This window comes from Bacillus sp. 2D03, from assembly GCF_003946765.1.
Lineage (GTDB): Bacteria > Bacillota > Bacilli > Bacillales > Bacillaceae_G > Bacillus_A > Bacillus_A cereus.
The window spans coordinates 53,653-75,277 of sequence record NZ_RPSJ01000013.1; the positions used below are offsets into that span (position 1 = coordinate 53,653).

Sequence of the window (21,625 nt, forward strand, 5' to 3'; positions counted from 1 at the left end):
TTGCAGAAAGGGGAATTAAAATGACAGAGTGGTTAACAATATTTGATTCTGAAAGAAATACACTTGGGAAGAAATTACGCGATGAAGTGCATCGTGACGGTGATTGGCACGAAACATTTCATTGTTGGTTTGTAGAAAAAGATGCTAAAGATATATTCTTATATTTCCAATTACGCTCTAAAAATAAAAAAGAAGCTCCACTTATATGGGATATTACTTCAGCTGGACATATTATGCATGATGAAGATGTACAAATTGGTGGTCTTCGTGAAATCGAAGAAGAATTGGGGCTTTCCTTTCAAACTACTGATTTAGTATACAAAGGAATCTTTAAAATAGATTATGAAATTTCAAATCTTACTGATCGTGAATTTTGTCATATGTATTTTCACAATGTCATCAATCCACTTCCATTCGCACCAGGTGAAGAAGTAGACGATGTGATGAAAGTACATGCAACTTCTTTTCTACAACTATTAAATGGTGAAATTTCATCTTTTACAGCTACTTCTGTTTTGAGCAATAAACCGATAACGATAACTTTTGATGATATTTATCCATATGATCTTGCATACTATGAATTTGTTGTTGAACAAGGAAAAGACTTACTAGAAAATAATAGTTTATAAATAAAATAGGACTCCTAACATTATATTGCGTGGAGTCCTATTTTTCATTATTGCTCAAGTGCCTTCAATCTTTTCTCTACTCGTATGAATAAGCGAATGATTAGTACTAGCATAAAGATCATTATAGCTAACGTTGTATGGGAGTATCTAAACAGTATACTAATAACACTTCCAATTAACATCATGATGAATCCATTTTGCTTCATCACTTCTGCACTATACCTGTTACCCGCACCCCATAATTCCTTATTTTTCATAGATCGTTTCGTACGATAACCATATGCCGCATTAATATCGGTCGGTGGATTCTTTTGAAGAATAATTGCCGCAAGTACAAAAATAATACCAATCAATATGCTTATTCCTATGTTTACTAGTGCATAAATCAATTATATCCCCCCTAACTTACACTTTCATTATACGACATAAACCTTATTTTCCCAATTCATAACACATTCACTTTCTTTCTTTTGATGTCTGGAACATACTTGGAAGTGTTACAAAACGTGCCCCTTTCGTTTTTAACTGCGGAATGATTTTGTCTAGTGCATCTACAGATCCTTGTAAATGCCCACCTGGTGTTGAATGTTGGAGGATGACACTTCCAGGAAATGAATTCCCTAACACATTATTTGTAATCGTATCAGCACTCACACCTTTCCAATCAACCGTATCAACACTCCACTGTACAATCATAAAATTTTGCTCTGTGGACCATTTTAATTGATTTTCAAGTATTTCACCGTATGGCGGACGTATAAACTTCGGTGCATAACCAGCTAAACGATTTAATATTTCTTCCGTTTTTATAATTTGATTACGGTACTCATCCTCATTTACTTTCGCTAAGTTCGGATGACTATACGTATGATTACCAATTACATGCCCTTCATTTGCAATACGCTTTACTACGTTCGGAAATTTTTCTGCGTTTTCACCAAGTAAGAAAAAAGTAGCTTTTACATTATGTTGTTTTAACTTATCTAATATTTTTGGCGTGAATTCTGAATCTGGTCCATCATCAAATGTAAGAGCTACTTCCGCTTTATTATACGGTCCTGAAAATGCGTACGCATATTTTTCAACCCATGAAAATGGTGTCCACGATCCACGCTCATATGCTTTCATTTGTACTTCATAGCTTTGAGGGATATATGCGTATGGCAATGCGCTTATATATTCTCCATAATAAAGTGAGTTATATGGCATATAAGCATACGAAACATCTCGTTCTAGTCCCCATTGATATGGAGTAAACATTTGTGGCGAATAAAAATAATACATGATAAAAAACCTCCCTAAATTTTCATATGTGATTCATCTGCACTTTGTTAGAGAAATTGTTATTCATAAACAAAAATAAGACTGTCCTTAATTAGGACAGTCTTACTGCTTTATATTATTAATAAATTGATGTACTATCTTTTGGCAAAGTTTTCACATGTTTTAAATAGTTCGTCACTTTATCATCATCTTCTTGCGGATATTGATATTCATACGTGTTAGCGATTTCGTTCGCCACTTCCCTAAATAAATCACTCATGACAAAGAATGACTCCCATATGTTTTCATATTCAGCATTAGAAAATGTCCTTTTAAATTGCTCCCACATATCTTCTTCAATATATTGCTCGAAATGCTTTCCAAACTTCCCTGTATTAACTGTAAAGTCTGTTTTCATACCAATATGCCATTCTAGCATTACGATGAACATATCTCGCACTGGTCCTTCAAGCATTCCTTTTGCATAAGAAAGTTCCTCTCTCCATAACCCTTTTGCCACATTTGTACTACACCACCAAAATTCATTACAGCAATCCAAAAACTCTTTTTCTGTAGGCTTTTTTATTAAGTAATCCTTATCGCTTGCTGGCGGGAATCCTTCCATACAATTATCTTTATCAAGAAGCAGTTTACTTAAACTATCTTGTCCAACGAACTTTTTTATTAACTCAACTGGAACTAGCGTTAAATCAATCCGATTCCCATCCATGAACTGCATTAAATATGGAAACTTCCCATCTTCATCTGGTTGAACTAACGACATTTCTTCTGGCATTTGTACTATCATTATTTCTCCAAATCTATGAACCCAATTATGATTAGACGTAAAAGATTGTATATCATTTACAACATACATAATATCATAGTCTTGAAAACAATCTCTTTTCACATTTGGATTTACACGCGATCCATTCATGATAACTGCTCGAATTCTTTCATCCTCTTTTGCTATATTTATAATTACGTCTAACATTTCTTTTTCAGTTCTCATCTACTTATATCCTCCAATTTTTTAATATATAATATAGTGTTATGTATATTGGAGGTCCACGAGCTAATCTCGTTATACACGATACATGTTATAATTTTTGAAACTTCTTTTTCATCCCTTTTTCCTCCTTACATCACTCTTTTACAACTGCCATCCCTTTCAATTTCCCAATGCTTTCTACCATTCACTTTTAATTATACCGAAAATTCTGTCTCGAATACAAAAAATAAAGAAAGGACATCTACCCCTTACAGAATAGATATCCCTTCTTTTAAAGTTAAATTTAATTCCTATGGATTAGTAGACCAAAGCCCAGCAGATTTAATAAATGTACGTTTATTTAATTTCAGCTGCGCTACGATAAATTCTGCAATATCTTCTGCTTGCATTACTTTATCAGGGTTTCCATCAGTTAATCCTAAATCTACAGCCATATCAGTTGCTACTGTACTTGGAGTTAAAGCTGTTACACGAATGTTATGTTTGCGAACTTCCATCGCTAACGATTCTGTTAAGCCAAGGACACCAAATTTAGAAGCACTATATGCACTTGTTACAGGTGCACCTTTTTGTCCTGCTGTAGATGAAATGTTAATGATATCACCAGATTGTTGTTCAATCATGCTCGGTAAAGCTGCACGAGTTGCATAGTATACACCCATTAAGTTTACTTGAATGATTTTTTCCCAATCAGCAACGTCTAGTTCTAAAAACTTACCGAATTTAGAAATACCAGCGTTATTAATTAAAATATCGATAGATCCTAAACCATTTTTTAACGTTTCAATCGCAGTCGTCACTTCTTCGTATGAAGAAACATCAGCAGTTGCAATAACAGCTTTTACACCTTCTGCTTCTACTTCTTTCGCTACAGCTTTTAAGTTTTCTTCTGAACGAGCTAATAAGCCTACATTTACGCCTTCTTTCGCTAATGCGATTGCTACAGCGCGACCAATCCCTCTACCTGCTCCTGTAATTAAAGCATTTTTACCTTGTAATAATTCTGCCAAGTATAACACTCCTTAATCATCTCAGTTATGTATTATATTAAAATTGTATCTATGTTTATGTAAAAAGGCAATGATGCACTTTCATGTGCGTAGGTTACTTGTAGGTAACTATAGAAAGTTTTTATTTATAAGTTTCATTTTTTTACCATTATTCATGTAAAATAAAAACAAATCCAGCATAGGGGAGTGTATGAGTATGAATAGCGAAGGAAAAGCTTATCAATATAATTGCAGTAACGGTAAATGCATTTTTAAAGAGAAATAGTGTTAGAAGGTTCTCCTTCTAACACTATTTCTCTTCATGATTTGGCATACGCACAATAAATTCAGTACCTTTTCCTTCCTCACTCTCAACTTTTATTTCCCCATGATGAAGGTCGAGTACTTTCTTTACAATAGCTAAACCTAAGCCACTTCCTCCATAGGCACGATTTCGTGAAGAATCCGCTTTATAAAAACGCTCAAAAATATGTTGTTTCTGTTCTTCTGATATACCAATTCCTGAATCACGGATACGCACTTCCACTACTGTCTCATGTTCCTTTAACTGAATAGTAATCGTACCACCGCTTGGAGTAAATTTAATACTATTATGAATTAAATTAATCCACACTTGACTCATACTTTCTTGGTCAGCAATAACATGTACTTTTTCTAAATCTAGTTCTAACTCAATTTCTTTTTCAGCCCAGAGTGGTTCACTATTTAACACAATTTGCTTTAATTGTTGATCTAATCGATAGCTCACTCTTTCTGGTATATATTCTTCTGATTCTAAAAGAGTTAGCTTTAGTAAATTTTGACTTAGTTTAGATAATCTCGTTGTTTCAGTTTCAATAATGGTAAGATAATGCTTTCTTTTTTCCTCAGAAAGATTATCGTCTTGTAGTGCTCTAGCAAATCCTTTTATAGAAGTTAATGGTGACTGTATTTCATGAGAAACATTTGATACAAACTCTTGTCTCATTTTCTCCATCGCATTCAGTTCATCTGTCATATCATTTATACTTTTTACGAGCACGCCAATTTCGCCATCATACTTTTCTTCATTTCGTATTTTTACGGAGAAGTCTCCTTTTGCAATTTTTTGTATCGGTTCAATAATAGTCCAAATCATTGCCTCTCGTTTTGGCCTCATTAATATTCCAATCAATGTCCAAATAAGAATAATAAATACAAAACCGACCATATCACTAATTAGAAAGGCAACAAACGGCGATACGTTTACGTCAAAAGCATTCAATATACTAGTTGCTACATAAAATGCGATAGACCAAATTATAGTAAGAAAAGAAAAGAGCGCTAATACCGCTCCAAATACTTTCAGCATCTTCAACTTACTCATTCGTTTTCTTTTTCTCATTTACTTACCTCTAAGCGATACCCTAATCCTCTTATTGTTTTAATACTAAATTTCGACTGCTCTTCTTGAAACTTCTCACGTAACCGATTAATATGAACGTCTAGTGTACGTTCATTCCCTTCAAAATCATATCCCCATATTTCTTCAATTAATTGCTCTCTCGAACAAGTTCTTCCCGATTTAGACCCTAAAGTAAAGAGCAGCTCAAATTCTTTTAACGGTAATGTAACCGTTTGTTCTCCAGATGTAACTTCGAATGTTTTACGATTTAATAATACATTTCCAACTTGAATCGATTGGGAAACTGTAATTTGGTAACGTTTCAATAATGCCTTTACTCTCACTACTAATTCTATAGGGTCAAATGGTTTTACAAGATAATCATCTGTCCCAAGGTGAAATCCTTTTACTTTTTGTGATGTTTCCCCTTTGGCAGTTAGCATCAGAACCGGGATATCATAGTATTTTCTTAATTCAAAACATACATCAAATCCATCCATATTTGGCATCATGATATCAAGAATAACCATATCGACTTTTACGTCATCCATTTTCTGAAGTGCATCTACTCCATCAATTGCCTCATATGTTTGAAAACCTTCTCGTTCTAAAAATACAGAAACGAGTTCTCTAATGTGTGGATCGTCATCTACTATTAAAATTTTAGGTATCAAAGGAACCATTTCCTTTCTACTTAGCATCTAATATATTGTTTAAAAATGAATCATCAGTGGAGTAAAATCCCACTGATGATTCATTTTATAATGCACCCTCTTTAATTTTCAATTGCTGCGTTGCAAACTCACGATACATATCATGCGTCTGTAATAATTCATCATGCGTACCACTACCTGTAAGATTCCCTTTTTCAATAAAGATAATTTTATCTGCATCTACAACAGTAGAAAGTCTATGCGCAATCACTAACGTTGTTCTGCCTTTCATTAAGTTATTTAACGCTTTTTGAACGACAGACTCAGATTTACTATCTAAGCTTGAAGTCGCCTCATCTAGCATAAGAATTTGCGGATTTCGAAGTAACGCTCGGGCAATGGCAATTCGCTGTCTTTGTCCCCCAGAAAGCTTCACACCGCGTTCTCCAACTTCTGTTGCATAACCTTTTGGTAAGTCATGAATAAATGCATCAACATATGCCATTGCTGCTACTTTTTCAATTTCTTCATCCGTTACTTCGCCCTCGACGCCATAACAAATATTATCACGAATTGTTCCATCAATTAACGGACTATCTTGTGATACGTAACCGATTTGACGTCGCCATGACTGTAATGAATAACTCGTAATTGATTCTTCCCCTAATTTAATGGCGCCACTAGTTGGCTCATAAAAACGTTCCAGTAATGAGAATAACGTTGTTTTCCCACTACCACTTGGTCCTACAATCGCTGTCACTTTTCCAGATTCAATTGTGAAATCAATATTTTTCAAAACTTGCTCTTCTTCGTTATACTCAAAATGTACATTTTCAAGAACGATCGGTTGCTTAGCATTTGTCACTTTCACACCAGTTTCATGATCTTCTACTTCATATTCTAAAATCGTACTAATTCTTTCCGTTGCACCAATTGCCTTTTGGAATTGTGTAAAGAACATAGATAATTGACTCATCGGCATTACAATTTGAACTAAATACAAAATAAACGCTACAAGTTCACCGGTTGTTAATGCACCGCTAGAAACTCGCATCCCGCCATATCCTACGATAATAACAAGTAGTGCCATTAAAACAAACGACATAACTGGCGAAATTAATGCTTGCACTTTTCCTTCTTTCAAACCAAATTGTAATAACTTTTGTATGCCTGTATTACCCGTTTCATATTCTCTCTTTTCTGTATTTGAAGATTTCACTAAACGAATTTCTGATAACACTTGCGTTAACACACTTGTAAAAGATGCAGTTTCATCTTGAAGCGCTTTTGAAATCTTATACATTTTTCTTCCAAGTGGAACTAAAATTAACACAGACAACGGAATAACCGTTAAAAGTAACGCAGTCATTTTCCAATCTAAAACAAATAATACAATTAACGATCCAACAATTGAAATACCACCTGTTAATAAGTTTGACAAATGCTCAGAAATTAACGTTTTCACAACACCTGTATCATTCGTCATACGGCTAATAGTATCACCTGTTCTATTTTGATCGTAATAAGATACCGGCAAGATAAGTACCTTTTTCCACAAACGTTCTCTTAGTCCCGCTACAATCTTCTGCCCAATATAATTTAGTAAATATATAGACAACCCTGCCGCAATAGTTTGCATTACAAAGAAAGCAACTAACCCAACAATTTGTCCTGCACTAATTGAAGAAAGCGAAAAATTATCTACTAATCCTTTTGTCAGCATAGGAATAAATAAACTCGCTCCCGTAGAAAGCAAACTCATTAACAACGCAAAAACTAAAATTCCTTTCGGAGGATTTGTATCTTGAATAAGGCGCAAAAACTGCCTCCAACTCCCTTTTTTCTTTATTTCATTTCTAACTTCCATTCCTGTTCATCTCCTCATGTTAAACAAAACTGTTCTTTCTAAAATTAGAATACGATACAAATGTAAACTGAATGTAAACACACTTTTTCTATTTTTACAAAATATACATAAAAACTCATCTTTACAACAGATATAAACATCTGATATTATTACCTGGTACTTAATATTATTCTATGTAAATTATAGATAAATAATTTAAAACACGATACAAATCTCCAGTTAGTGAAAGGAGTATCCTTTTTGCAAACAAATATACATTCTGAAAAGGAAACAATTATTTTTATTCATGGATTAGTTGGCAATCGTCGCGCCTTCAAAAAGGAGCAAAAACGATTTTCCGCCTCCTACAACATTATAACTTATGACTTATTAGGTCACGGTGATGATAAAGGTGAAGCAATCGACTTTTCATTACAGCGCCTCGTAGATCAATTATTAAACTTATACGAACAAGAAGGTATTAAAAAAGCTCATATTTGTGCGCTAAGTTACGGCTGTTACATCTCTACAATTTTTGCGCAAATGCATCCAGAAAAAGTATTAAGTATTTGTCATATTGGAGGACATTACAATAACCCTTCTCGTTTATATAATGTATTTCAAAATTTTTGGGAGAAGCGAGGAGATGAATACTCTAAATGGCTCTCTCAATACGCAAATACTATTTTTCCAAGCGGTATATTAAAAGCAAATCCGTTCGCAGTCATTTCAAGAAATATTTACTACCGTTTCGGATTACAATTACATTCATCCATAATTGCCCAGTCATTACGACATCGATTAGAATTCGATTTAAAATCTAAATTAAAATCACTTCCCCACCCTATACTATGGGTAATGGGAGAGCATGATCATCTCTATAAATCTTGTCTATTTGATTTGAAATCTATTTTGCCTAACGTTCTATATAAGGAAATACCTTTAGCGGGACATGCAGCGAACCTATTTCGTCCTAACTATTTCCATGACTTATATGATCGATTTTTAAATGGAAAGTTAAAATAAAAACTATTAAACTTCCAATTTATTCAACTATAAAAAGGCTTCCCAAGTTTCCTTGGAAAGCCTTTTCTCTATACGAAAAGTATATAAAACTACTTTTTCTTAGTATGCTTTTGTGTAACCTAATAGGTGCTTGCTCCAGTAAGAGTTACTTACAGAACTAATACGTACACCAGTTGCATCTGTTTCTGCACTAATGAACTGACCGTTTCCTAAGTAAACACCCATGTGAGAAGGACCTGATTTATAAGTATTTTGGAAGTATACTAAATCACCTGGTTGTGGATTGCTAGTTTTTGTTTTAGAGCTCCAGTATCCAGCAACTGTTTGACGAGCGCCTTTATGACCAGTTTGATTTAATACGTAGTGAATGAATCCACTGCAGTCAAAACCAGCAGGTGTTGTACCAGCAGTTCTGTATGGTGAACCATTTAAAGATCTAGCGAATCCAGCGATTGAAGATGTATCTCCACCTGTTGTTGGTTTTTGTACGTCTTTACCTGGTTGTTGAACGTTATTTGTAACATTATTGTTATTTGTAACGTTGTTTACTCCGCCTTTTACAAACTTAACGAAGTCTGCACTTACGTAACCTGTGCGACCGTTATGGTTAATTTTGTACCAACCATTTTCAGCACCAGTAACGTTTAATACTTTACCATTTGTTACTCCACCGATTACAGCGTTGTATGTAGCTGGGCCTGTACGTACTTTTAAAGCACCAGTGTTAACAACATAAGAACCACCAGTTTGAACTGTTGTAGTATTGTTGTTTGTAGTTGGTTGTTGTGTTTCGTTAGATACAGCAGAACCACCTTTTGTTACGAAGTCTTTGCTTACGTATCCAGTTCCACCATTGAAGTTGATTTTAAACCAATCTTGTACTTCACCTACAACTTGTACTGTTTTACCTTTGTTTACAGAACCTAATACTGTATGAGATGTACTTGGGCCTGTACGTACGTTAAGTGAAGAAACGTTTACTGTGTAAGTACCTGTTCCTTGTTGAACAGTCGTTCCTGTTTTGCCACCAGTCGTTACGAAGTCACCACTTACATAACCTGTTTGACCATTTACGTTTACTTTGAACCAACCGTTTTCTTGTCCAACTACTTGTAGCACTTGACCTGATTTCACTTTAGAAATAACGTTATGTCCTGTACCAGCACCTGAACGAACATTTAATACATCAGCAGTTACTGTGTATTTTAATTCAGAAGTTGTTTCTACAGTTTTTGTTTCAGTTACAGTCGTTTGAGTTTGAGTTTGAGTTTGTCCATTAATTTCTTTTAGCGCTTCATTTGAAACTTGTGCATGAGCAGAATCCATTCCTGGAACTGCAACGCCAGCTACAGAAGCTGCTGCTAAACCTGCAATTACTTTTTTCATAAGTTGTCTTTACTTCCTTTCCCTACTATCCTCTTAAAAAAAACTTAAAACTTTAATACTTTACAATATTATCAAAGTAAAATATTCATCCAGTTCCATTTTTTAGCAAGAGTTTTATTTTTCACACAGAGTTCATTTTAAATGAACAAAGTGAAATCCGTGTGAACTTCATGTGAACTTTATCATTAATTATAGTGTTTTTGCAATGATTTTTTCAAATTTCTCATATATCGCATGAAAATTCGACATTTCATTTAATATCTCAATATAAAACATCCCTTTTCTATCTTCTATAAAAAATTCTATTAACCTAATACAAACCACATTATGTATTTCCTTATAAAGCTCCTTACATGAAGTATACTTTCATCATGACAAAAATCACTCTATTTATCAATAGTATAATATTTTTAGAAAACTAAATTTCTATACTATCTACAATTTTGAAATAATTTGACGAATTGTAAGATTTATTTCAAAAAAGCCATTTCTCCTTTAAAGAAAACACACACTATATCAACTGTTCTCTTTTTCCCATAATGGAATTTATAGGATATTTATAGTATTATATACATATCTTAATAAAAAAGAATTTTAGCGAATTGATTAAAGTTTCATTCCCTTATAAAATGAAACTTTAATCAATAAGGGTTTTATACATCCTCCGCTAATTATTAACCCTCACCACTCGGGCTGCCCATTAATACGGAGTTTTATTGGAATAAAAAGAGGAGGCATATTTGTGAGAAATATAATAGATGATCCAATACAAAAAAACATAGAGCTATACTATGCTTTTATTCAATTCGTTTCAATGATAACATTACAAAAAGTATCAGCTATTGAAACACGTAAAAATGAATTAAAAAATCAGATGAAAAATGCCGGACAAAAAAAACCTTATTACGTATAAAAAAAGGTGAACAGGTTATATTCCTGTTCACCTTTTTAAATTATTTATAAATTTTCACACGGCCCTCTAGCGGTTGGAATTCTTTTTCACCAGCATGTACTACCGGTTTACCAAATGGCATTTGTGCAATAAGTTTCCAATTCTCTGGAACATCCCACTCTTTTCTCACTTCTTCATCAATTAGCGGATTGTAATGCTGTAACGTAGCACCAAACCCTTCAATTTCTAAAGCTGTCCAAATTGCAAATTGTAACATTCCTGATGATTGCTGAGACCAAGTTGGGAAATTATCTTTATATAATGCAAAGTTAGCTTGAAGGCTTTCCACTACTTCACTGTCTTCAAAATATAAAACCGTTCCATAACCACTTTTAAATGCATTCATTTTTTCTTCAGTAGGTGCAAAGTTATTTTCAGGTACAATTTTTCGTAACGTTTCTTTCGTAATATCCCATAATTTATCATGTTGTTCTCCTAATAAAACAACAACGCGAGCACTTTGAGAATTAAAAGCTGAAGGTGTATGTTTTACAGCATGATAAATCACTTCTTGAATTTTCTCATCAGAAACTACTTGCTCTTTACTAATTGCATAAATAGATCTTCTGTCTTCAATTGCTGAGTAAAAATCTTTTGCCATCATAATTCCCTCCAATTTTCAATTGAGGCTATTTCATATGTATATATCATATTACGCCCCTCAAACTTATTATTAATAAGCTTATAACTTTATAATATCACAGCAACAAACAAACTCAAATAATACCACTTATATTTAGAAGCTTTTTCCTTTTTAAAATAAAAATAAAAAGACTGTTTGTTGTTATCTAAAATTAGTAACAACAAACAGTCTTACTTATGTAGCGATCTAGATTCGTATTTTACTTACTTAATTAACTAATCCAAATGCATACGACATTAACTTATTTGTCTCTGTAAAACGTTTTGTTTTATTTGATGTCCCCATGACCACTGTAATAATTCGATTATCACCTTGCTTTGCAGTCCCAGTAAAACAGTATCCTGCACTATCTGTAAATCCAGTCTTTAGTCCGTCCATTCCTTCTATATATAAACTTTTATTATTTTTATTTAACATGTCGTTTGTGCTTATAACATTAATATTATTAAATGCTAGCTGACTTTGGCGTAAGTGAGTCACTTCTAATATTTCCGGATAATCTTTTATAAGATGATACGCCAATTGCGCTACATCAGCAGCCGTCATTTTTGTTTCACTTCCATCCGGCTCTTGTAATCCAGAAGCATTTGCAAATTTAGCATGTTCCGACATTTTTAACTGTTTCGCTTTTGCATCCATAAGCTGAACGAAATCTTTCTCCGATTTTGCCATATGTTCTGCTAAAGCCACAGCTGAATTATTAGCTGACTCAATCATTAATGCATGATATAAATCTTTAACAGTTAATGTATCATTAACTTGTACTGGGATTCTCGCTCCCTCTGTTTGTGCCGCCTTCGCACTCATTTTTACTGAATCTTCCCAGCGAACTTTCCCGTTATGTATACTCTCTAGTAAGAGATACGCTGTCATCATCTTAGACATACTAGCCGGTGCAAAAGCTTCATTTTCATTATATTGATAAATAATATCTCCATCACTCGCATCGATAATCATAGCTGCTTTTGCGTTAATTTCTGGTGGGATGTACTTTGGCGGGACTACTTTTTCAGTAAATCCTGCTTTAGGTAGTTCTGCCACTTGCAAAGGTTGTCCCTCTACATTCGCTATGCTCTTTTGATTTCCTTGGAATAAGAACCAACATATCCCTAAAATAATAACTAATAGGACTGTCATCCTTCCCCATTTTAACCGATTCATTTCAAAACTCCTTTAGCAAACCTTTTATACGCTCACATTTAACCTTAACAACAATTCCTTTATACAGTCAAGGTAAAAGGTATATTTATTCATAGTACAGCAATGATTATTTTAATTTATTTATGTTAAACTTACAATATTGAAACGTAAGAATATTCAATAATAAAATCTCGTAAATAAAGCGAAACTTTAATCAGCCCCCCAATCGGGCTACCCGTCAAATAGCGAGATAAACTATTTAATAGAAGGGATTCATACAAATGCTACTTCCAAAATCATTAAAATACGGAGACACAATTGGGATCTACTCCCCTTCTTCACCAGTAACCTACACTTCTCCAAAAAGATTTGAACGAGCAAAATCTTACTTACAACAGAAAGGGTTTCATATATTAGAAGGTTCATTAACAGGTCGATATGATTTTTATCGTTCTGGTAGTATACAAGAGCGTGCTGAGGAGCTAAATGTCTTAATAAGAAATCCTAATATTTCTTGTATTATGTCAACAATTGGTGGGATGAATTCAAATTCAATATTACCTTATATTGATTATGATGCTTTTCTAAAGAACCCTAAAATAATGATTGGGTATTCAGATGCAACTGCTTTATTACTAGCAATTTACGCCAAAACAGGAATCCCTACATTTTATGGACCAGCTCTCGTCCCTTCCTTTGGCGAATTTGAACCTTTTGTTGATTGCACATACAAATATTTTGCTGAAACTTTACTACATGATCATTCTCTTCCTTATCATATAAAACAACCATTATTTTGGTCAGATGAATTTATTAATTGGGAAGAAAAGACGAAGGAGAAAGAACTTCGACCAAACGATTGGATTTCAGTAATTGATGGAAAAGCTACTGGGCGTATTATTGGCGGGAATTTAAACACGATACAAGGAATTTTGGGTAGCCCCTATATGCCACATATTCAAGAAGGCGACATTCTCTTCATTGAGGACAGTTCAAAAGATGCAGCTACTATTGAAAGAAGCTTTTCATTACTTAAAATTAACGGTGTATTCGATAAAATTTCAGGTATCATTCTTGGAAAACATGAGCAATTTGATGATTGTGGTACAAATCGAAAGCCTTTTGAAATACTATTAGAAGTACTTCAAAATCAAAGAATTCCTTTTCTAGCTGACTTCGATTGTTGTCATACACATCCAATGATTACCATGCCTATCGGTATTCAAGTAAAGTTGGATGCAACAAATAAAACGATACATATTGTAGAACCTTGGAAAAAATGAATGCATAGCTTCTATTGTTTTACAATAAAAGCCATGATACTATATAATTTGGAATGTGAAAGATTAAACAAAATACGTTCCAATATCTATTATTAGGAAAAGATAGATATAAATATATATTTATATGTAAAAGAGAGTGAATAAATGAAACCAACTATTAAAAATTACGTATTTTTACATGTAGCTTTTTTGATATATTCTATCATTGTGGTTTACATGAAATGGGCAGCTAAGTTTCCCATTGCTTCCATCTCATTTTTTATTGCTTATTTCGGACTAGTTGTACTTTTATTCGGATATGCAATTTTATGGCAACAAGTAATTAAGCATTTCGAAATATCAAAAGCATATTCACATCGCGGAATTATTATACTGTGGTCAATGCTTTGGTCAGTAGTTCTATTTGGAGATACGATACAGTGGAATCATTTACTTGGTGCGGCTATTATTATCGTCGGAATTGTGGTGGTGACAAAAGATGAATAGTTATATGTTGTTATTGATCTTTGGAATCGTATTGGCCAATTACTCACAAATTTTATTAAAAAAGGCTACTTTACAGCAATATGATTCTAAATTAAAAGAATATGTAAATCCATATGTAATCATCGGTTACTCTTTATTTGTACTTAACGCAGGATTCAATATTATCGCCTTAAAGGGACTGACAATAAATCAAGTCTCTGCATTAGAATCATTAAGTTATATCATCATATTAATTTTCGGTTGGTATTTTTTAGGTGAAAAAGTAACGAAAAGAAAAGTAATTGGGAATACTATCATTTTAATGGGTGTTGTGGTGTATTTTATTAAGTAATCACTTATACAAAAAGCTCCGTTTATCACAAACGGAGCTTTTTACTATTGACCTAAATTTTGCACTTTATCTTTCAAATCTCGAACTTGATCTACCGTCTGCATAAGCTCAGAGTTTTTAAATTGCTCTACATCCACTTTGCCTTCTTCTATCTTTGTCTTCGCCGTATCAATTAACGTATTTAACTTTTCGTTATATCCGACGATTTGTTGATGAAGATCCTTTGCTACATCAGGTGGCGTTAATTCATTGAATGCGGGTATATCTTGTTTAATTTCACTAAGCTTCGTTTCTAATTCTTTTCGAGCCTCGCTATCATTAACGGCCTTTTCTGCTAATGCTGGTGCATCATTTGCAAATGCACTTATTTCATTTACATAGTCTGTCGCCTTTTGAGCATAATCTATGGAGTTCTTTCCTTCCTCCACTATTGAACATCCCATTAAACCAATTGAAACTATAAATACTAATACAATTGATTTTATTTTCATTTTAGACCCCCTTCGTCCTTATAATTGTCTGTAATTTTCTCTATACATAACTTCTAGCTAAATTGTTTATAACCTTTTTCAAATAGCTATTTACCCTCTTACATGCCCTATTATCGTTACAACATCTATTTCTATATGTACGCTTATAATATCTTCAATTATATCCATATACCCTTGTCCTATAGCTGTTCCATAGTGTAATGTAAGCCCCTTCTTTTCATACACTGACTTTGGCACTGAAAAAATAAATCTCCTCAAGTTTCTTTCATCAGCTGGTTCCATAATTAAAACAATCCCATCCTCATCAAACATATACGCTCGCCCTCCAACTTTACATTCACTATGGCTCAGTATTGCCTTGGTCAGCAAAATTTAAAACATAATAAGTTAAGATACACTCCGCTCTATCATAAAGTGAAACTTTAATTAACCCTCACCAGTCGAGTCTTTATCGGCAAATAGCAGGATAAAAATAAAAAGCATTCATTCTTTTTTGTTAAGAATGGATGCTTTTTAAAAAATCAATTTCTAACTCTAGCATCTTTTTTTGACGAGGTTTTACTTTCCTTACGGGAACTCCAGCGTAAATATACCAATCATCTAAACTCTCTTTTACCATACTCATCGCACCGACTGCCGTACCTTCTCCTACCGTTACATTTGGAAAAATAATAGAATTAGCACCAATAATCACATGTTTTTTTAAAATAACTTTTTCTGCTTTCACATTCCTATATTGATTCGGGACGGTTGGCCCCATTAATGTATTTCCACTGAAATCATCAAGTACTGCATATACGATTGTTTTAGCTGAGATGTTTGCAAAATCATGCATTTCAATCCCAACTTCCCCTCCATATAACGCTGTATACGCTGATATGTGCGAATAACTTCCAATTGTGATTTTACCACTTAAAATGCAAAAATCATCAATTCTTACATGATTGCCAACTGATATAGCACTCGGATTATATATACTTGCTTTTTTACTAACCAATACATTTTTCCCAACAGATAAAAATCCAATTCCCTTTAGTTCTTCTTGACTATAAAAACTATTCATCTACCGACACCACCTTCTGCTCTAAACAGATTACAATTTGCTCTACTAGTTCTTTCGTCATTCCTTCCCATAAAGGTAAACTTACGATTCGTTTTGCTATTTTATTCGTCTTTGTTAAATCTGTAGACTTATAGTTTTTAAAAAGAACTTGTTGGTGGCAAGATGGTGAAAAGTATAATCTAGCTTCTATTTTCTGTTTTTTCAATTCTTCTATTACTTGTATGTTGCGAACTTCTTCTGGACAAATGATAGGCATAAATTGGTGAATAACTGCTTCTGTCTTTTGGACTTTCCACCCTTTTTTCATTAACCCAGTATTTTGTAACAACTGTTTATACCATTCAGAAATACGAGTGCGTTCTTTTAATTTTTGATCCCACTTTTTTATAGTCGCAATCCCAATAGCTGCTGCGTATTCAGACATTTTACAATTAAACCCCATCATCGTACATTCACGATTTTTATCAAATCCGAAATTCCCCATTCTTTTAATACGTTGTATATCTTCTTCGTTTTTACTATATATGAGCCCTCCTTCACCAATTCCGAAAGGCTTTGTTGCATGAAAGCTATATACGATCATTCCACTAAAATCTTGACCGTAATGCATTCCTCCATTCATTAAACCAAATCCCGGCGCCGCATCTACGACAACCGGAATCCCCTTCTTCTCTAATTCTTCATATTCTTCTAAGTTCATCCATGATCCAAAAGTGGCGTACGGGACAACAATCGCAACCTCTTCTTTTAATTCTTCTATCTTATGCAAAAGTACGGTTTTATCCATATACCAATCATCTATTGAAATATCAATAAAGTAAGGTTCCAATCCACACCAAATAGCGGCTAAGGCAGTCGCAGGGAATGTAAAGCTAGGCATGAGAGCATACTTTCCCTTTCTTCTTTTCTTTAGTTGAATAGCCGCCATTAACCCTAACGTTGCGTTTGCTACTGTTGTAACAGCTCCCCTGTTTTGAAAAAATGACGACATAATTGTTTCCTCAAAACGTTGATTTATAGGTCCATAATTCGTATATATGTGAGATGTATCAATTTCCTTCAATTCATCCAAATACTCACTTACAGGTACAGTTGAAGCACGTAAAAAAGGAATACTCTCCATATCTATCTATTCCTTCCTATCATTTTCGGACAATATAGAGCATATCTGTTTCAGATAATCCAAATTTCCTAGCACTTTTCATTCCTTGTTTTTCCGCTATGTTATATAATTCCACCTTAAATCCTGCATTCATTAATCGTTGAATAAATCCCGATTGATTATAAATTCTCACATGATCTTCTTGACCAAAAGCTAATTTCCTCAATTGTGGTGTTACAATTAATTCATTCTCTACAATAAAATCTACATTCATTACGATTGGTACTTGAATAATTCCCCATCCATTTGGCTTTAACACTCTATATAACTCTCGCATTGCTTTGTCATCATCAGGAACGTGTTCTAACACATGACTACATAATATTACATCAAAAGTATTACTATCATATGTAATCCTTGTAACATCAATTTCCTTCATTAATGGATCCTTTGGTTCTAAGTCACCACATACATACGTAATATTTTTATACTCGTTAAACCAATCTCTTAACTTCGCTTCAGGTGCAATATGAAGCATAGTATAGTTTCTATTTAACAAGTCCGTTTCCGTTTCAATGTACGCACGATACAATCTTTCACGATCCATCGAATTACAAACTGGACATATCCCTGTATCTTTATTCCACATCTCAAATTTATATTTCGGAAAATCATAATGTGATGGCCAAGGTGAAAATTTTTCAAATTGTTGATTGCAATATTGACAATAACAAGATTCTTTCTCGAACATATGAGCAACTAACTTGTTTAACCCTTTTTTTATCTTTTCATTATAAATTTGATCTAGTTCGCCATTTCTTACTGCATCCTTAACTATAAATCCCGCATTTTCTAAACAATAAGATAAACTCTCTTTATACTCACTTTCGGAGCTTAAAAATCCACTATTATATGCATCTATAATTAATTCAATCCACTCTTCAATTGTCATTAAAATAAAATGCATTTGTTTTTGATTTTGTCCACTATGTTGTCTAAAATAACTAAGAGGTTCTTGTATATAAACTACTTTTCCTTTCCTCATCATATCTAGCCAAGTTGCAATGTCATTAATAGCAGAATAAGCCTTTCCTTTAAAATATCCAAACTTCCCGTCAAACAAATTCCGATTAAACAAAACAGTTGTCGGCTCACCAACTACATTTTTCAAGTTTTTTAACATATAATTCCCTAATTCTTTTCCTTCAAAAAGTGTAGTTTCTTTCGCGATTTTCATATTTAATGTTGAAGGTGGTAATATCTCTCCATTCTCATCAATCAGTTCACGATATGACGTCACAAATGAAATATTTTCTAACGCCAAAAAGTATTGCATCATTCTCTCGATCTTTTCATGATGAAATAAATCATCATCTAATAAAAAGTTTATATAGTCCCCATTCGCAAGTTCTACACACTTATTAAAGTTTTCGGCAACTAACGGCGTTTCATTTTTTACATATGTAATACACTCATATTCACGTAAGTACGGTTGAATCATAGCATTGACTTCATTATTTGTACTGTCGTCAGAAATAATAATTTCAATATTTTCATATGTTTGATTCAAAGCGCTGTTGAGTGCTAATTCTAAGTAATAAGGTCTATTGTATGCAGGAATAAGTATACTTACTTTCGGTAAAGAAGAATTATTATTTATATGTTGTTTTTTCTTTTCTATGTTTATTTTCTTCGCTCTAATTTTTTGGTAATAGTCTAATGTATATAATATTGATGATGGAACTATCCTTCTTGCATAATCTAGAAAATTAGTTATCGCTTTGTCTAACTCTTTTTCAGTGGATAAGAAACCATATTGTTCTCCTGCTATAATACTGTGTGAAAAATCTTCTAACCCATCCATCATTTTATTAGATTCATTTAACTGTTGATCTGGATGTAATCGAAAGTAACTAAGTGTCTCTGCTATATATACAGCTTTTCCTTTACTTAATAAAGATAACCATGAAGCTATATCTACGTTACATAAATACCGCCTCTTATCAAAAATCCCAAACGGTTCTTGTAAATCATTTTTACGAAATAAAACTGTTGTCGGTTCTCCAATATAATTTTTTTGATCCACAATTACCTTATTTCCTAATTCTGTTCCCGCTATAATGGTATCCTCTTCAAATAAACGGACAGTCGAATAAATATGTCGTAGCTCTTTCCCTTTATCATCAATGACTTGACGATGAGATGTTACAAGCTTAATTTCATTATCTAAATCATCGAAAAAATACTTCATCATTTTTTCAATTTTATTCACATGAAATACATCATCATCCATTAAAAAATTTATATATTCACCGTTCGCTTCATTAAATAACATTAGCGCATTTTCAAATTGTCCGAGAGTTGATCTATTTTTTATATAAATAATATTTGAATGATCACATAAGTATTTTTGTAACACTTTTTCTGTTTCATCATTCGTGCTGTCATCTCCAACTATAATTTCTATATTAGGGTACGTTTGTTCTAACACACTACATAGCGCCTTTTCAAAGTAACGAGGACGATTATACGTAGGAATTAATACACTTACCAACGGAAGTTGCTCTACCACCTCTTCAGTTCTTTCAATACGAGTTCTCATTTTAACTCTCTCACCTCTTCGCATATTATTTATATACGCGACACAAAAATCACATTACTTTAACTGTATGGAGCCTATATACTTTTATGCAAACATGAAACAAATTATCATACTTTTCGTTCCTGAATAAACATATTTAATAATGCGGACATTTTATTTGCACCTTTTTTATTCATATGATCACTATCATAAAAATCATCGTCACAAAATAATGGCGAATCAAATAGATCTATGATTTGAAAAGAATATTGAGTTTGAAAATCATTTATAACTTTATAAAAATCTTCTTTTAATTTTTTACTACTACAATTGAAATAATGTGAAGTAACAGGGAACACAACAATTAGTGGTTTTATATCGTTTTTTAACAGTAAATCTAAATATTTTTTAAAAATCATTTTATTTTCAACTAAAGTATGAGGGTACGACAATTTAGCATGTGAAGCTGCTCTTATTTTCCCGTGTTCTTCAAAAGGAATGTGAAGAGGAGTGGTATTCCACTCAGCATTTATCCAAGGCAGTATCAATGATTCATCTTTTAGTTCGTCTAATAAAATATATTCAAAATGCAAATTAAAAATAGAAAGAAGTGGTTTCGGAGTATTTAGATGGGAGAATCCATCAGTGGGTAGAGGAGAGTGAACTACAGTATGATGACCATCTTGAAACAATGGATAATATACTTTGTGAATTCTATATGATTCGGAGGATAACGACATATCAAAGTAAAACGAGAAATAGGCTATTCCTATTAAACAATATTGAAATGAATGATTGTTTGATAAAAGTTGTGACGCTATTAAATAATCATAGTATAGATCTTGCGATGGAAGTGTTAATTTTATTGACTTTTTTGAGAGAAGCTCCGTACTTATGCCACAATGCGGATAAGACAAACCGGTAGCAAACAATTCATACGTCGGATCACTCTTTGCTTTTTTCATAGAAATGTATAAAGACATAAGATCCGGATTTATTTGATAGATAGAAATTAATTTATCCTTCCATTCATACATGTATTTTGTTAAATTAATAATTTTTGAACTTTGCACGCCCCTATTTATCAAGTCATTTGTAAGTTTTTCTGCGTCCCCTCTCCAAATGACTATATATTGAAAAGAACTTTCTATACGAACAACATCTGAAACGTCCACAACATGAACTATTGTTTTACATTTATTTTTGTCTAACGTATTTCGAATCCTATCCCCTGATAATTCATCACTTAAAACAATGATTTTATATTGCTCCTTCATGTACATCCCCTCCATTATATGTATAATATGAAATTCATTTTTAATTCGCAACAATCATATACACCTGCAATCTAACAAAAAAATAGCT

22 protein-coding genes and 1 pseudogene are annotated in these 21,625 nt (G+C 33.1%); 7 read left to right on the plus strand and 16 right to left on the minus strand.

The window, feature by feature from the left end; genetic code table 11:
* Window positions 1-20 precede the first annotated feature (20 nt).
* Window positions 21-629, plus strand: a complete 609-nt coding sequence (locus EBQ15_RS24470; RefSeq protein WP_000141384.1) for an NUDIX hydrolase — start codon at window positions 21-23, stop codon at window positions 627-629.
* A gap of 47 nt (window positions 630-676) precedes the next feature.
* Here the strand turns inward: EBQ15_RS24470 and EBQ15_RS24475 are convergent, their stop codons facing one another.
* The 4 genes from EBQ15_RS24475 to EBQ15_RS24490 form a co-directional block, all read right to left on the minus strand.
* A complete protein-coding gene (locus tag EBQ15_RS24475; RefSeq protein ID WP_033667343.1) occupies window positions 677-1,015 on the minus strand; it encodes an SdpI family protein in 339 nt (112 codons plus the stop codon).
* 70 nt (window positions 1,016-1,085) lie between these two features.
* Window positions 1,086-1,913 (minus strand): peptidoglycan-N-acetylglucosamine deacetylase, encoded by an 828-nt coding sequence (locus EBQ15_RS24480; RefSeq protein ID WP_000291227.1) that lies wholly within the window; start codon window positions 1,911-1,913, stop codon window positions 1,086-1,088.
* Window positions 1,914-2,031: 118 nt separating this feature from the next.
* A complete protein-coding gene (locus EBQ15_RS24485) occupies window positions 2,032-2,904 on the minus strand; it encodes an aminoglycoside 6-adenylyltransferase (RefSeq protein ID WP_001258541.1) in 873 nt (290 codons plus the stop codon).
* A gap of 290 nt (window positions 2,905-3,194) precedes the next feature.
* Window positions 3,195-3,914, minus strand: coding sequence for a 3-ketoacyl-ACP reductase (locus EBQ15_RS24490; RefSeq protein WP_000818985.1), 720 nt, complete (start codon window positions 3,912-3,914; stop codon window positions 3,195-3,197).
* Window positions 3,915-4,110: 196 nt separating this feature from the next.
* Here EBQ15_RS24490 and EBQ15_RS32130 point away from each other — a divergent pair.
* Window positions 4,111-4,179: pseudogene (locus EBQ15_RS32130) on the plus strand (DUF3139 domain-containing protein); the annotation flags it as partial.
* A gap of 24 nt (window positions 4,180-4,203) precedes the next feature.
* Here the strand turns inward: EBQ15_RS32130 and hitS are convergent.
* The 3 genes from hitS to EBQ15_RS24505 all read right to left on the minus strand — a co-directional run bounded on the left by hitS (window position 4,204) and on the right by EBQ15_RS24505 (window position 7,797).
* Window positions 4,204-5,277 (minus strand): envelope stress sensor histidine kinase HitS, encoded by a 1,074-nt coding sequence (gene hitS / locus EBQ15_RS24495; protein ID WP_001231615.1) that lies wholly within the window; start codon window positions 5,275-5,277, stop codon window positions 4,204-4,206.
* Complete coding sequence (gene hitR, locus EBQ15_RS24500) at window positions 5,274-5,951, minus strand: envelope stress response regulator transcription factor HitR (RefSeq protein ID WP_000612414.1); 678 nt, start codon at window positions 5,949-5,951, stop codon at window positions 5,274-5,276. The genes hitS and hitR overlap by 4 nt, the downstream gene beginning before the upstream one ends.
* 85 nt (window positions 5,952-6,036) lie before the next feature.
* Window positions 6,037-7,797 (minus strand): ABC transporter ATP-binding protein, encoded by a 1,761-nt coding sequence (locus tag EBQ15_RS24505; protein ID WP_000453866.1) that lies wholly within the window; start codon window positions 7,795-7,797, stop codon window positions 6,037-6,039.
* A gap of 240 nt (window positions 7,798-8,037) precedes the next feature.
* On the opposite strand from EBQ15_RS24505, the gene EBQ15_RS24510 reads away from it, so the two are divergent.
* The gene (locus EBQ15_RS24510) at window positions 8,038-8,802 is read left to right on the plus strand and encodes an alpha/beta fold hydrolase (RefSeq protein ID WP_001194306.1); all 765 of its coding nucleotides are present in this window, start codon (window positions 8,038-8,040) and stop codon (window positions 8,800-8,802) included.
* A gap of 99 nt (window positions 8,803-8,901) precedes the next feature.
* On the opposite strand, the gene entFM is transcribed toward EBQ15_RS24510, so the two are convergent.
* Complete coding sequence (gene entFM / locus EBQ15_RS24515; protein ID WP_000755513.1) at window positions 8,902-10,188, minus strand: enterotoxin EntFM; 1,287 nt, start codon at window positions 10,186-10,188, stop codon at window positions 8,902-8,904.
* Window positions 10,189-10,930: 742 nt separating this feature from the next.
* Between entFM and EBQ15_RS24520 the strand changes: the two genes are divergently transcribed.
* Window positions 10,931-11,101, plus strand: a complete 171-nt coding sequence (locus EBQ15_RS24520; protein ID WP_001244278.1) for a hypothetical protein — start codon at window positions 10,931-10,933, stop codon at window positions 11,099-11,101.
* A 40-nt stretch (window positions 11,102-11,141) separates the two neighbouring features.
* On the opposite strand, the gene EBQ15_RS24525 is transcribed toward EBQ15_RS24520, so the two are convergent.
* Both EBQ15_RS24525 and EBQ15_RS24530 read right to left on the minus strand, forming a co-directional pair.
* Entirely contained in the window at window positions 11,142-11,744 is a 603-nt protein-coding gene (locus EBQ15_RS24525; protein WP_172797035.1) for a nitroreductase family protein, read from the minus strand.
* Window positions 11,745-11,990: 246 nt separating this feature from the next.
* Window positions 11,991-12,944, minus strand: coding sequence for a D-alanyl-D-alanine carboxypeptidase family protein (locus EBQ15_RS24530; RefSeq protein ID WP_001080873.1), 954 nt, complete (start codon window positions 12,942-12,944; stop codon window positions 11,991-11,993).
* 260 nt (window positions 12,945-13,204) lie between these two features.
* On the opposite strand from EBQ15_RS24530, the gene EBQ15_RS24535 reads away from it, so the two are divergent.
* The 3 genes from EBQ15_RS24535 (at window position 13,205) to EBQ15_RS24545 (ending at window position 15,023) form a co-directional block, all read left to right on the plus strand.
* Complete coding sequence (locus tag EBQ15_RS24535; protein WP_000926316.1) at window positions 13,205-14,206, plus strand: S66 family peptidase; 1,002 nt, start codon at window positions 13,205-13,207, stop codon at window positions 14,204-14,206.
* A 144-nt stretch (window positions 14,207-14,350) separates the two neighbouring features.
* On the plus strand, window positions 14,351-14,692 hold the full coding sequence (locus EBQ15_RS24540) for an EamA family transporter (RefSeq protein WP_000805132.1): 342 nt from the start codon (window positions 14,351-14,353) through the stop codon (window positions 14,690-14,692).
* Window positions 14,685-15,023 (plus strand): EamA family transporter, encoded by a 339-nt coding sequence (locus EBQ15_RS24545; protein ID WP_001089876.1) that lies wholly within the window; start codon window positions 14,685-14,687, stop codon window positions 15,021-15,023. Before EBQ15_RS24540 ends, EBQ15_RS24545 begins: the two co-directional genes overlap by 8 nt.
* 44 nt (window positions 15,024-15,067) lie before the next feature.
* Here EBQ15_RS24545 and EBQ15_RS24550 read toward each other — a convergent pair whose 3' ends face one another.
* The 6 genes from EBQ15_RS24550 to EBQ15_RS24575 form a co-directional block, all read right to left on the minus strand.
* Window positions 15,068-15,514, minus strand: coding sequence for a DUF6376 family protein (locus EBQ15_RS24550; protein ID WP_000695229.1), 447 nt, complete (start codon window positions 15,512-15,514; stop codon window positions 15,068-15,070).
* 90 nt (window positions 15,515-15,604) lie between these two features.
* Window positions 15,605-15,826: a hypothetical protein gene (locus EBQ15_RS24555; protein ID WP_000459099.1), complete on the minus strand. Its 222-nt coding sequence runs from the start codon at window positions 15,824-15,826 to the stop codon at window positions 15,605-15,607.
* A gap of 184 nt (window positions 15,827-16,010) precedes the next feature.
* Entirely contained in the window at window positions 16,011-16,577 is a 567-nt protein-coding gene (locus EBQ15_RS24560) for an acyltransferase (protein WP_001084167.1), read from the minus strand.
* The gene (locus EBQ15_RS24565; protein ID WP_000443945.1) at window positions 16,570-17,700 is read right to left on the minus strand and encodes a DegT/DnrJ/EryC1/StrS aminotransferase family protein; all 1,131 of its coding nucleotides are present in this window, start codon (window positions 17,698-17,700) and stop codon (window positions 16,570-16,572) included. Before EBQ15_RS24565 ends, EBQ15_RS24560 begins: the two co-directional genes overlap by 8 nt.
* Before the next feature lie 19 nt (window positions 17,701-17,719).
* The gene (locus EBQ15_RS24570; protein WP_001260427.1) at window positions 17,720-20,281 is read right to left on the minus strand and encodes a glycosyltransferase; all 2,562 of its coding nucleotides are present in this window, start codon (window positions 20,279-20,281) and stop codon (window positions 17,720-17,722) included.
* 107 nt (window positions 20,282-20,388) lie between these two features.
* On the minus strand, window positions 20,389-21,537 hold the full coding sequence (locus EBQ15_RS24575; RefSeq protein WP_000664248.1) for a hypothetical protein: 1,149 nt from the start codon (window positions 21,535-21,537) through the stop codon (window positions 20,389-20,391).
* Window positions 21,538-21,625: the final 88 nt, after the last annotated feature.